Source organism: Sulfurimonas crateris (assembly GCF_005217605.1).
Classification (GTDB): Bacteria; Campylobacterota; Campylobacteria; order Campylobacterales; family Sulfurimonadaceae; genus Sulfurimonas; species Sulfurimonas crateris.
The window spans coordinates 1-11,812 of the sequence record NZ_SZPX01000009.1; the positions used below are offsets into that span (position 1 = coordinate 1).

At 38.7% G+C, this 11,812-nt stretch carries 12 protein-coding genes; 9 read left to right on the forward strand and 3 right to left on the reverse strand.

The window, feature by feature from the left end; genetic code table 11:
* Positions 1 to 139: 139 nt before the first annotated feature.
* From aat to FCU45_RS10920, 3 genes are read right to left on the reverse strand one after another with little or no spacing between them, the layout of a single operon-like run.
* On the reverse strand, positions 140 to 835 hold the full coding sequence (gene aat / locus FCU45_RS10910; RefSeq protein ID WP_137015213.1) for a leucyl/phenylalanyl-tRNA--protein transferase: 696 nt from the start codon (positions 833 to 835) through the stop codon (positions 140 to 142).
* Positions 832 to 3,012: an ATP-dependent Clp protease ATP-binding subunit ClpA gene (gene clpA, locus FCU45_RS10915; RefSeq protein WP_137015215.1), complete on the reverse strand. Its 2,181-nt coding sequence runs from the start codon at positions 3,010 to 3,012 to the stop codon at positions 832 to 834. Before clpA ends, aat begins: the two co-directional genes overlap by 4 nt.
* Complete coding sequence (locus tag FCU45_RS10920) at positions 3,012 to 3,311, reverse strand: ATP-dependent Clp protease adaptor ClpS (protein ID WP_137015217.1); 300 nt, start codon at positions 3,309 to 3,311, stop codon at positions 3,012 to 3,014. Before FCU45_RS10920 ends, clpA begins: the two co-directional genes overlap by 1 nt.
* Before the next feature lie 58 nt (positions 3,312 to 3,369).
* On the opposite strand from FCU45_RS10920, the gene bioD reads away from it, so the two are divergent.
* The 9 genes from bioD (at position 3,370) to FCU45_RS10965 (ending at position 11,749) form a co-directional block, all read left to right on the forward strand.
* Positions 3,370 to 4,017 carry a dethiobiotin synthase gene (gene bioD, locus FCU45_RS10925; RefSeq protein WP_137015219.1) on the forward strand — a complete coding sequence of 216 codons (648 nt, stop codon included), beginning with the start codon at positions 3,370 to 3,372 and terminating at the stop codon, positions 4,015 to 4,017.
* Positions 4,018 to 4,039: 22 nt separating this feature from the next.
* Positions 4,040 to 4,930 carry an aspartate carbamoyltransferase catalytic subunit gene (locus FCU45_RS10930; RefSeq protein ID WP_137015227.1) on the forward strand — a complete coding sequence of 297 codons (891 nt, stop codon included), beginning with the start codon at positions 4,040 to 4,042 and terminating at the stop codon, positions 4,928 to 4,930.
* Positions 4,920 to 5,858: an aminodeoxychorismate synthase component I gene (locus tag FCU45_RS10935; RefSeq protein ID WP_137015229.1), complete on the forward strand. Its 939-nt coding sequence runs from the start codon at positions 4,920 to 4,922 to the stop codon at positions 5,856 to 5,858. The genes FCU45_RS10930 and FCU45_RS10935 overlap by 11 nt, the downstream gene beginning before the upstream one ends.
* A gap of 15 nt (positions 5,859 to 5,873) precedes the next feature.
* Positions 5,874 to 7,271: a sensor histidine kinase gene (locus FCU45_RS10940; protein WP_137015231.1), complete on the forward strand. Its 1,398-nt coding sequence runs from the start codon at positions 5,874 to 5,876 to the stop codon at positions 7,269 to 7,271.
* 44 nt (positions 7,272 to 7,315) lie between these two features.
* A complete protein-coding gene (locus tag FCU45_RS10945) occupies positions 7,316 to 8,296 on the forward strand; it encodes a transaldolase (RefSeq protein ID WP_137015233.1) in 981 nt (326 codons plus the stop codon).
* Complete coding sequence (locus FCU45_RS10950) at positions 8,293 to 9,489, forward strand: type IV pilus twitching motility protein PilT (RefSeq protein WP_137015235.1); 1,197 nt, start codon at positions 8,293 to 8,295, stop codon at positions 9,487 to 9,489. Before FCU45_RS10945 ends, FCU45_RS10950 begins: the two co-directional genes overlap by 4 nt.
* Positions 9,490 to 9,552: 63 nt before the next feature.
* Positions 9,553 to 10,089 carry a 50S ribosomal protein L25/general stress protein Ctc gene (locus FCU45_RS10955; RefSeq protein ID WP_137015237.1) on the forward strand — a complete coding sequence of 179 codons (537 nt, stop codon included), beginning with the start codon at positions 9,553 to 9,555 and terminating at the stop codon, positions 10,087 to 10,089.
* Positions 10,089 to 10,649, forward strand: a complete 561-nt coding sequence (gene pth / locus FCU45_RS10960; RefSeq protein ID WP_223175816.1) for an aminoacyl-tRNA hydrolase — start codon at positions 10,089 to 10,091, stop codon at positions 10,647 to 10,649. The genes FCU45_RS10955 and pth overlap by 1 nt, the downstream gene beginning before the upstream one ends.
* A 29-nt stretch (positions 10,650 to 10,678) precedes the next feature.
* Entirely contained in the window at positions 10,679 to 11,749 is a 1,071-nt protein-coding gene (locus FCU45_RS10965; protein ID WP_137015241.1) for an LptF/LptG family permease, read from the forward strand.
* Positions 11,750 to 11,812 lie beyond the last annotated feature (63 nt).

Consider the following 11,812-nt stretch of genomic DNA (forward strand, 5'->3'; position numbering starts at 1 on the left):
CCCCATTCCGAACCCAGAAGCTAAGCCTCTCATCGCTGATAATACTGCATCTTTCAGGTGTGGAAACGTAGGTCGCTGCCTAGTTGGTCATTTCTTCTACTAACTTATTTAATCAATCTAAATTATTCAATCAAATCTTTTAATCAGTTATTAACGACTTTTCAATACTCCATCTATGCTCAATAGTGTCCATATTTACTCTTTTCAACCTATTTAAAAAATACTCTCTTGCGACCTCTTTTGCACCTAAGCTTTTGAGATGCTCTGTCGGTACCTGACAATCTATAAAGTCATAGCCCCAAAATTTTAGATGTTTTACTAAAACTACGTAAGCAGATTTTGATGCATCGCTTACGATAGAGAACATGGACTCTCCGCAAAAAACTTTCCCTACAACAACCCCATAAAGCCCGCCTACAAGTTTTCCATCTTTATAGCTCTCAACGCTATGTGCTATACCCATACCGTGAAGAAGGCTATAGGCTTCTATAATATCATCTTGTATCCAAGTGCCGTTTTGATTATCTCTTTTTACGCTGCTACAGTGTCTGATAACCTCTGTAAAGTTTGCATCAAACCTGTACTCAAATTTTTTCATACTTTTTTTTAGAGAGCGGCTTAGTCTGAAATCATCCAGTTCCATAATAAGTCTAGGGTCGGTTGACCACCATATAACAGGATCATCTTTGCCGTACCATGGAAATATGCCGTTTTGATAGGCACGAATAACTCTAGACGGGTTTAAGTCGCCTCCCCATGCGACTATTCCGTCTTCATTTGCACTGTTTGGATCAGGAAAGAGCAGGTCGTATTTTGAGAGTTTTGGTATATTCAAACGCCGGACTCTTTAAATTTTAAAATCAATTTTTTGTTAAAAGAGACATTTACACTTCCGCCGTTTTTCAGTTTGCCAAAGAGTATCTCATCACTCAGTTTGTTTGTTATATTGTCATGTATATATCTTTTGATCGGTCTTGCACCCATTTCAGGAGAGTAGGCATTTTGGGCGATAAACTCTACGGCTTTTGGAGATAGCGTAACGGTTATTTTTTTCTTTTTTAGGTCACTGTTTAACTCTTCTATAAATTTCTCCACAATCCCTTTGACGACTTCACTCTCTAGTTGAGAAAACTCTACAACTGCATCGAGTCTGTTTCTGAATTCCGGGGTAAAAAAGAGTTTAAGCTCCTCATTTTTTGAGAGAGAACTGTCTTTATTGAATCCCATAACATTTCTGGCAGTCGCACCAACATTAGATGTCATTATCAGTATAACGTTTTGAAAATTAGCCTTGTACCCGTTATTGTCGGTCAGGGTTGCATTGTCCATGATCTGAAGTAAAATATTTACAAGATCAGGATGCGCTTTTTCGATCTCATCTAGGAGTAGAACAGTATAAGGGTGTCTTTTTATAGCTTCTGTTAAAAGCCCGCCCTGCTCATATCCGACGTAGCCTGGAGGTGCTCCTACCAGACGGCTTACGGCATGCTTTTCCATATATTCGCTCATATCAAATCTCTCAAAGTTTATGCCGAGTGTCTGGCTAAGAGAGAGTGCAAGCTCTGTTTTACCTACACCTGTAGGGCCTGAGAATAGAAATGATGCGATAGGTTTGTTCTGCGGGGTAAGACCTGCTTTTGATATTTTTATCGCTTTTGCCACTTCTGCTACAGCTCTATCTTGACCTATCACTTTTTTGCGTAAATTCTCCTCCAGATTTGCAAGAGAGAGAGTCTCATCATGAGTCACTTTTGAGTTTGAGATCCCAACGATCCTTGAGATGGTGGTTTGGATATCATTTGAACCTACCACTCTTTTTTTCTTGTTTTTAAGATGAAAAGATGCGGCAGTCTCATCTATAAGGTCGATCGCCTTATCAGGCAAGAATTTATCGGTAATATATCTTTTGGAGAGATCAATGGCAGTTTTGAGGGCTTTGTCGGTAAAAGTGACATTGTGATGCTCTTCGTATTTGCTCTTTAGCCCTTTTAATATTTTATATGTCGTTTTAGCGGATGGTTCATTAATGTCGACCTTGGAGAATCTTCTGCTAAGAGCTTTGTCTTTTTCAAAGCCGTTTCTGTACTCTGCAAATGTAGTCGCGCCCATGCACTTTAGTTCGCCTGATGCAAGGGCAGGTTTTAGCTGGTTTGCCGCATCCATAGTCCCGCTTGTAGCACCTGCACCTATGAGTGTATGAATCTCATCAATAAAAAGAATGGCATTTGGGATCGATTTAAGCTCATCCATAACGCCTTTTAAACGCTTTTCAAAATCTCCCCTGTATTTTGTGCCGGCAAGCATCGCGCCAAGATCAAGAGCATAAAGCTCTGTGTTTTGTATGATGGAAGGAACTTTGTGTGCAACTATATTTAGCGCCAGCCCTTCTGCTATGGCAGTTTTTCCGACACCCGCTTCTCCTACTAAAATAGGGTTGTTTTTCTTTCTTCGGCAGAGTATCTGCGTGACTCTCTGTATCTCATCGTCTCTGCCGATCACGGGATCGATTTTTCCCTCTTTGGCTTTTTGAAGAAGATCTATAGAGTACTTTTCAAGATAGGAGTCACCCTCTTTTAAGTTCTCTTTCTCGTTGGTATGTGAAATAACTTCCAAAATATCGAGTCTTGAAATATGAGACTCTTTTAAGAGTGCGTAAGCAAATGAGTTCACTTCATCATAGATGGCAACGAGTAGGTCTCCTATATCGGCGCTCTGCTGACCTGAGCCTTGAATATGTTTTATCATCCTCTCTATCAGTCTTGATAGTGCAAGGCTCTCAAAAGGCTCCTCTTCTATGTTTTGTGGAAGAGTACCTATATTTGTGCCTATATAGCTTTTCATAAGCTCTTTCATCTTAGCTACGTCTCCGCCGCATGCGAATATGATCTTCGCACCCTCAGCAGAGTTTAATATCTGATAAAAGACGTGTTCAATGGTAATATATTCATGTCTAAGCTCTTTTGCATAAAGAATAGATTTTTGAAAAACTTCGTTTAATGTATAACTTATCACTACTCTTCCTCCATCTCAGCCCTGAGAGGAAATCCGCTCTCTCTGGCTCTTTTGTGTACTTGCATCACCTTGGTTTGTGCTATCTCGTGGGTATAGACACCGCAAACACCTCTCTCTTTTTTATGAACCTCAAGCATTATGGCCTCAGCCTCTTGAAAACTTTTATGAAATATGCTCATAATAACATCTATGACAAAATCCATAGAGGTATAGTCGTCATTTAAAATAAATACTTTATATTTTTTAGGGTATTTCAGCGATATGTCGTTGATGGTCTCTAAATCTGTATTTGTTGCCATAATTTTCCTATAATAATTGCCTTTAATAGTTAAAAATTATAACAAAATAGAGATAACTATGACAAAACGAATTTTTGTAACCGCTACAAACACAAATATAGGTAAAACATACATAACAAAACTTCTTCTTAGAGAGTATGCCTCCCGCGGTCTTAAAGTGGGTGTTATCAAGCCGATAGAGACCGGTGTCATCAATGGATATGCAGAGGACGCTGAGGAGCTTTTGGAGGTAGTAAAAGAGTTAAATACCAAGTTGTGGCATCTAGAGGCTGAAGATATAGCGCCGATAACCTACGATATAGCTGCAGCTCCGTTTGTTGCATCAAACAACACCCCGCTTGATCTGAAAAAAATATTGACAAAAATAGAGGAGCTTGAAGCCTTCTGCGATATCATTATCATTGAAGGTGCTGGCGGGCTTTACGTTCCTATTGATGAGAAGTATATGATGATCGATCTTATTTCGCTGCTTGGTGCAAAAGCTCTTCTTGTAACTCACTGCTCTCTTGGCTGTATAAATGACACGCTGCTTAGCAAAAAGGCTCTTCAAGAGAGAAAAATAGAGCATACAGTAGCGTTTAACTGCAAAGAGGGTGATGAGAACTTCTCTGAAATATCCGAGCCCTACTTTTTAAAAACAGATTTTAGGGTTTTAAAACTCTCTCGTGATATTGATATTATATGTGATGTCTTGTATAATTTATGAATTATTTTAAAAAAAGAGCGTTATGAAACATTTAACTACGACTGCAGATTTTACCGTTAAAGAGATAGAGGCAATTTTGCAAGATGCCGAGCTGTTTGGAAAGAGTATCAAAGATGGCACAAAGCTTGATAAGATTTTAGAGGATAAGATCATAGTTACGCTCTTTTTTGAAAACTCTACAAGGACAAGAAGCTCTTTTGAGATAGCAGCAAAGAGGCTTGGAGCGGAAGTTGTGCATCTTGATGTTGTAAACAGCTCTACTAAAAAAGGTGAAACACTCGTAGATACGGCAATGAATCTTGATGCAATGAGTCCAAATGCAATAATTGTCAGACATCAAAACTCCGGTGTTCCTAAGATCCTATCAAATCATACGAACGCTTCGATAATTAATGCAGGAGACGGCGCTCACGCTCATCCTACTCAGGCACTTTTGGACCTCTTTACGCTTAAGAAACATTTTGGAGATGTGAGAGGAAAAAAGATAGCGATCGTGGGTGATATAAAAAACTCAAGAGTTGCAAACTCCAATATTGAACTGTTAGGAAGATTCGGTATGGAGGTGATTTTAGTCGCTCCTCCGCAGTTCTTGCCAAAAACTGAGCTAAGAAGCACACATTTTTTAAAAGAGATCATTGATGAAGTGGACGCTATTATGAGTCTAAGAACACAGACCGAGAGACACTCTTCGCAGACCTACGCATCTCTAAAAGATTATGCAAGCGATTTTTGCATAACAAGCGAGCTTTTGGGTGAAAGGGATGTACTTTTGCTTCACCCCGGACCTGTGCATAGAAACATAGATATATGCGATGCACTTTTAGCAGATAAGAGATGTAAAGTTTTAGAGCAGGTCTCAAACGGCGTAGCGATAAGAATGGCAGTGCTAAAAAAACTTATTTATGACGTTTGATGATATAAACTCTCTGGGTAAAAAGAGAGAACCATTTCTGTTTATATCAGACTTTTTGGCAAAAAACCTCATAGTCATCCCTCTTAGCGAACTTGACTCGCATGACATTGAGTACTCCACTACAAAAAATTACTCCATAAAATCTCACGCAGATTTTTTTGATAAGCAGACAGTATTATTTAGCGACTACAAAAAAAAATTTGACTTTGTGATAGACAGAATAAAAGCGGGCGATACCTATCTTTTAAATCTTACACAGCCTACAAGAGTGAAGAGCGAGATGAGTCTAAAAGAGATGTTTGGATGTGCAAATGCGCGCTACAAACTTAGATACAAAGATGATTTTGTCTGTTTCTCTCCCGAGCAGTTTGTTGAGATAAAAGATTCTAAGATAGCAACTTTCCCCATGAAAGGCACGATAGATGCCTCAATCCCAAACGCAAAAGAACTTATATTAAACAACCCAAAAGAGATGGCTGAACACGTTATGGTCGTAGACCTGCTAAGAAACGACCTCTCCATCATGGCAAAAGATGTTAAAGTCGAGGAGTTTAGATATATAACAAAAATAGAGGCGGGAGATAAAGAGCTCCTGCATGTAAGCTCACATATAAGCGGAGATGTGGGGAGCGATTGGCATTCAAAAATCGGAGATATTTTAAAAACACTTTTGCCTGCGGGGAGTATAAGCGGAGCGCCAAAAAAGAGCACTTTAGATATAATTGACGAGGTTGAAGATTATGAGAGAGGTTACTTTAGCGGGGTATTCGGTGTGTATGACGGCAAAACATTTGACAGTGCGGTTATGATAAGATTTGTCGAGAAAACCAAAGATGGATATATATACAAAAGCGGTGGAGGCATAACTCTGGAGAGTGATGCCAAAAGCGAGTATGAAGAGCTTTTAAACAAAGTTTATCTGCCATAAAAGAGGAGATAGTCAATGCTTAAACTAGATGGATTTTTTACAAGCGGATGGGATTTTAACGAGACGCAGCAGGATCTAAAAAACAGATATCAGATGGTAAATATCGGCATACTGCTCTCCGGGGGCGGATTGATATATGGAATAGTAGGAAACTATGTAAGAGATATCCACGGTTTTATTCCAATAGAGACCTCTCTTTTGTTTATGAACATTATAATGTTTTTTGCTCTTAGAGAGTATCGCCACTTTTTTGAGTTTTTTGCAACTACAATGACTCTGCAATATACGTTTTTGTTTCTGTTTCTTATTTATGTCGGCGAACCGACTGACCTAAAACATCTCTGGATCTTTACATACCCTATCATACTTCTATACTTTCAAAAGACAATACATGCAGTATATTGGCTGATTTTTGTTCTTCTAATGCTTATCATAGCACCGCTGCAGAGTTTTATAGAGATAAAGTACACCATGTATCAGGTCACATATATCTCCTTTGTTTTGGTCATCATCAGTATTATTATCTACTTCTACCAAAAGAAGATAGATGAAGCAAGATCTACCATTATAGAACAGCAGAATATGCTGCGAAACTTTAACTCTGAACTTGAGAAACAGGTAAAAGATAAAACGACAGAGCTTACTAAGCTTAATGAATCGCTAGAGTTAAAGGTTGAACAGAAGCTAGAAGAGCTAAGAAGCAAAGATCAGATTTTAGAGGCCCAGTCAAAGCAGGCAGTGATGGGCGAGATGATAAGTATGATAGCGCATCAATGGAGGCAGCCGCTCTCTACGATCACGCTTCAGATCGCAAATTTGCAGTTTAAGCAGCTGCTTGGACATAACAGAAGCGGTGAAGATATTGATGAGGCACTTAGCAATATTAGCGATACAATTGTCTATCTATCCGATACGATCGATGATTTTCAAACATATTTTCATCCCGATAAAGAGATGCAGAGTATCGAGATACATGACCTGCTTCAAAGGGCTCTAAACTTTGCAATGTCTAGAGTAAGCGACAGAGGAATAAAAATATCTATTAGCAGAAGTGAAGATATAGAGGTTAAGACCTATATAAATGAGCTTGTACAAGTCGTACTCAATATTTTAAACAATGCCATAGACGCACATAACGAGGTAAAAAAGAGAGACTCTTTTATTAGTATAAGCGCAAAAAAAGTAGGAGAGAGAGTTTTTATATATATTGAGGATAATGCAGGCGGAATTGAGAGCGAAAATCTGCCGCATCTTTTTGAGCCATACTTTAGTACCAAAGGTAAAAACGGAACGGGGCTTGGTCTTTATATGAGTCAGATGATAATAGAGAAGCAGTTCGGCGGCGAAATAGGCGTAGAAACATCTAGAGACGGATCACTTTTTATTATAAAGATCCCTAAAAATATTGCTTAAGAGTTTTTGAGCTATAATTTACCAAAATGACTTAAGGTTTGTAGATGTATTTGAAAGATTTGAAGTTCTCTTTGTGGGCAGATTTTATAGAGAGAGACTACTTAGACAGAGAGTTTAAAGAGCTCATAGAGAGCGGGATCGTGAACGGTACGACTTCCAATCCGGCAATATTTAAAAATGCAATTTTGACTTCAAGCGCGTATAAAGAGCAGCTCTCTCAATTGGGTTCAATTTCACCTAAAGAGAAGTATGAAGCTCTTGCGATCTACGATATACAAAAAGCGGCAGATATACTCGAGCCTTTGCATCAAAATGGTGATGACGGCTATGTGAGCATAGAGGTGGACCCATATCTTTGCGACGATGCAGATGCGACCATAGAAGAGGGGAAGAGACTATACTCTCAGATAAACCGCAAAAACGTGATGATAAAAGTTCCTGCTACTGAGGCCGGCTACGTTGCAATGAGAGAGCTTGTAGGAAGCGGGATACCTGTAAATGCTACACTTATATTTAAAAAAGAGCAAGCCATCTCATGTGCCGATGCATTTAGAGAGGGTCTGGCACAATATGGAGCAAAAGTAGATACAGTCATAAGCGTATTTGTAAGCAGGATAGACAGAGCGCTTGATGAGGAGTTGTCAAAAGGCGGGGTAGATATTGCACTCAGTGGAATCTATAACAGCGCGGATATCTACTCTGAAGTCGAGTCAATGGGGGTTGAGGGGTGCAGGACTCTCTTCGCAAGTACGGGAGTAAAAGACGATTCACTGCCTCCGCACTACTATGTGGAGAAACTTTTAGCGTACAACAGTGTAAATACGGCTCCCGTAGATACTATAAAAGCGTTTCATCAAAATGGAGTTAAACAGAGCGCTTTACCGATCCCAACCCATACTATAAAGGAACATTTTGAAAAGGTCAGAAGTTTAGGCATAGATTTTGATTCTCTGTTGGACAAACAGATAGCTGATGGATTGAAATCTTTCAAAGATGCATTTAAAGATATATTGGAGTCATTATGAGCGAAAATAGAAATGAAGTGGATGTAAGTCAATTAACGTTTGAGCAGATTAAAAAGATCAGAGCTTATCTTAAAAAGCTCATTGAAAACGGCGGAAGTGACTTACATGTCAAGTCAAACGGTGTTATTAGAGCAAGAATAAACGGGACAATCGTTCCTTTTTCAGGCAGTATCTTCTCTTATGATGATGCAATGACTCTCTCAAAAGAGATACTTAGAGGCAGATATGCAGAACTTGTCGAGAATAAAGAGATCGACCTTGTCTATCAGTTCGATGAACGCAACCGCTTCCGTGTAAATATCTTTTTTCAAACGGATGGCCCCTCTTTTGTTTTTCGTGTTATTCCTATGACTATTCCGACTATTGATGAGATGAACTATCCTGAGATGATAAGAACGTTCACTAAAGAGACGCGTGGGCTTGTTTTGGTTACAGGAACAACCGGTAGCGGTAAGTCAACGACGTTAGCGGCTATGATACATGAGATAAATACTACGCAAAAGAAACATATTATAACTATCGAAGATCCTATTGAGTTTGTCCATAAAGATAGAGGGTGTATTATAAACCAGCGCTCAGTAGGTCAAGACACGCTCTCTTTTGACAGAGCTCTAAGAGCCGCTTTGCGTGAGGACCCGGATATTATACTTGTCGGGGAGATGAGGGATCGTGAGACCATTGAGCTTGCACTTCATGCTGCAGATACCGGACACTTGGTATTTTCAACGCTTCATACTCTTGATGCAAAAGAGACTATTAACCGTATTATCGCAATTTTTCCAAATGATGAACAGAACCGTGTTCGTCTCTCTCTTGCAGGAGTGCTAAAGGGCGTAATCTCCCAAAGACTTATTCCCACGAAAGATGATAAGCGAATCGCGGCTATGGAGATACTTGTCAAGACTCCTACGATAGAGAAATTGATCTTGGAAAACAGAGATTATGAGATTAAAGAGGCTATAGAAAAAGGTCGTGAACACTATAAATCTCAAAGTTTTGATCAGCATATCTTGGATATATACAATGCTGGAATTATCACTAAAGAGAGAGCAAAAGATTACGCTACGAGTGCGTCTGATCTTGAGCTCAAAATGAGCGGACTTAACAGCGGCAATGCAGCAGATGTGCTTAAAAAAGCGGATAAGAACGGCAATGGAAAGATTATGGATGAGGATATCTTTGATTTAAAATAAGTTTTAACTACAATTAAAGCTTAAAGAAGTATAATTCCAAACATTTTTTATTAAGGATTTAATATGTTAGAAGGCATTATTAGAGAGAGTATTGGCAAACAAAGCACGAAAGCGCTTCGCCGTGATGGTTATCTAATTGCAAATATTTACGGAAAAGGGCTTGAAAATATTCACGCAGCATTCAAAGAGAATGAATATATCCGTACTGTTCGCAACAAAGAGACTTTATCATTTCCAGTAAAAGTTGGATCAAAAGAGATGAATGTTGTTGTTCAGTCGTATGAAGCACATCCCGTAACATCTAAACTTTTGCATGTTGACCTAATGGTAGCACAACCAGGCGTTGTGACACACTACCATGTACCGGTTGTTCCACAAGGTGAAGCAATAGGACTTAAGAACAAAGGTCTTGTACACATTTCAAAACCTCGTCTAAGAGTAAAAGCTGCTATCGAGAACGTTCCAAATGCAATCAATGTTGATGTTGCAAAGATGGACGTAGGCGATGCAAAAATGGTACGTGATCTTGCAAAAGTAGAGAACGTTACATTCACAGATTCTGATCGTGTTTCTGTATTGAGTGTAATTAAAGCTAAATAATCATGCTAATAGTCGGCCTAGGTAATCCTGGACCGAAGTATGAAAAGACTCGTCATAACATAGGATTTATGGTTGTTGACGAGCTTGTTAAAAGGCTAGATGCCCAAAAGCTATCCTCATCGTCATTCAACGGCGAACTCTTCAAATTTTCAAATCATTATCTATTAAAACCGCTTACTTTTATGAATCTCTCAGGTATATCTATCGCAGCCGTAAAGAAGTTCTATAAAATCGAAGAAGTAGTTGTAATACATGATGATTTGGACTTGCCATTTGGCACGCTTCGTTTTAAAAAAGGAGGCGGACATGGCGGTCATAACGGACTTAAATCCACGGATGAGAATATCTCAAAAGAGTATATAAGAGTGAGAATGGGTATAGGAAAGCCAGAACATAAGGGCGAGGTATCATCTTATGTTTTGAGTGATTTTAACAAAGATGAGCAGGAGCATTTGACTAAATGGGTATCTCTTGCGTGTGAAGCCGTTGAGTCTTTGCTTGAGCATTCACTAGAAGATGTAAGTGCTAAATATACAATTAAAAAATTTCAGCTAAAATAGCACCAAACTTTTAATTGGACTTGCACACTATGTTGGCGTTTAAATATATCTCTTTTCATTACATAAAATATTTTATTATCATCTTAAGCGCACTTGTGATGTTTCTAGTCGGATTCGACTATATGGGAAGTACCGAAAAACTCGATATTTCTGCGAACCTTCTTCTTATCTACCTCGTCTATAAGACCTTTTTTGCCATTGATATGCTTCTTCCGCTCTCGCTTATTTTTGCAATGATAAGCACCAAGATATTTCTTATCCGCTCAAATGCTTTGGTATCTTTTTACTCTTTGGGCTACTCAAGGGTTGATATTCTCAAGCCTTTTGTTGTAGTCTCTACACTCATAATTTTTATTTTCATATCCCTGCATTCGGTCTCAAACTTTGCAAGAGCAGATGAGATGGCTAAAAATATTCGCAAAAATGCTCAATATTTAAGCCCTACAAGGGATCTCTTCTTTACATACAAAGATAAGTTCGTCTACTTTTCAAAGATGCTCCCGCTGCAAGAGAGTGCCGAAGATGTTAGAGTATTTAGTTTTAGCAGCAACTCTTTAAAAGAGGTTTTAGTAGCTAAAAGAGCAAGATACAGAGACGATGCTTGGCATATAAATGCAGCGGACATAATTACAAAACCTGATGAGATCCACTTCGACTCTTTGGGTATAAAAGTCACAAAAGAGAAAGATCTGAAAATTCTTCAAGGTTTTCGTCCGAAGATGTTAGACCAAGTTTATGAGGGTAAAGTAAACTTTACAATCAAAGATGCAATTGATGCATATATGCTTCTGAATGAGCAGAAGATAAATACGGATGTCGTTAAAAGTTCACTGTATAAAATATTTGTATATCCGTTCTTTGTGCCGAGCCTTGTTGTTATTATCTTCTTTTTTGTGCCAATTAGTGTGAGATTTTTAAATGTTTCTCTATTTAGTTTCGCAGCGATAATATCTTCACTGATGATATGGGCAATTCTATTCGCGCTAATTGAACTCTCAAGCCATAAGACTCTCCCAAGTGAAGCAGGTATAGTACTTCCAGTCTTTATTCTATTTTTGATAGCTTTACGTCAGTGGAGAAGATATCGACTCGCTACTTAAGGCTTTATAACAAAAATATAAGTACTTTTTGGATAAAATGCCCTAAAAAATATTCGGGACTTT

Coding starts and splice junctions, on each gene's coding strand:
- FCU45_RS10940 (WP_137015231.1), top strand. CDS start 5,874: ATGCTTAAACTAGATGGATTTTTTACAAGCGGATGGGATTTTAACGAG.
- FCU45_RS10935 (WP_137015229.1), top strand. CDS start 4,920: ATGACGTTTGATGATATAAACTCTCTGGGTAAAAAGAGAGAACCATTT.
- FCU45_RS10920 (WP_137015217.1), bottom strand. CDS start 3,311: ATGGCAACAAATACAGATTTAGAGACCATCAACGACATATCGCTGAAA.
- FCU45_RS10965 (WP_137015241.1), top strand. CDS start 10,679: ATGTTGGCGTTTAAATATATCTCTTTTCATTACATAAAATATTTTATT.
- FCU45_RS10955 (WP_137015237.1), top strand. CDS start 9,553: ATGTTAGAAGGCATTATTAGAGAGAGTATTGGCAAACAAAGCACGAAA.
- FCU45_RS10930 (WP_137015227.1), top strand. CDS start 4,040: ATGAAACATTTAACTACGACTGCAGATTTTACCGTTAAAGAGATAGAG.
- FCU45_RS10950 (WP_137015235.1), top strand. CDS start 8,293: ATGAGCGAAAATAGAAATGAAGTGGATGTAAGTCAATTAACGTTTGAG.
- FCU45_RS10945 (WP_137015233.1), top strand. CDS start 7,316: ATGTATTTGAAAGATTTGAAGTTCTCTTTGTGGGCAGATTTTATAGAG.
- bioD (WP_137015219.1), top strand. CDS start 3,370: ATGACAAAACGAATTTTTGTAACCGCTACAAACACAAATATAGGTAAA.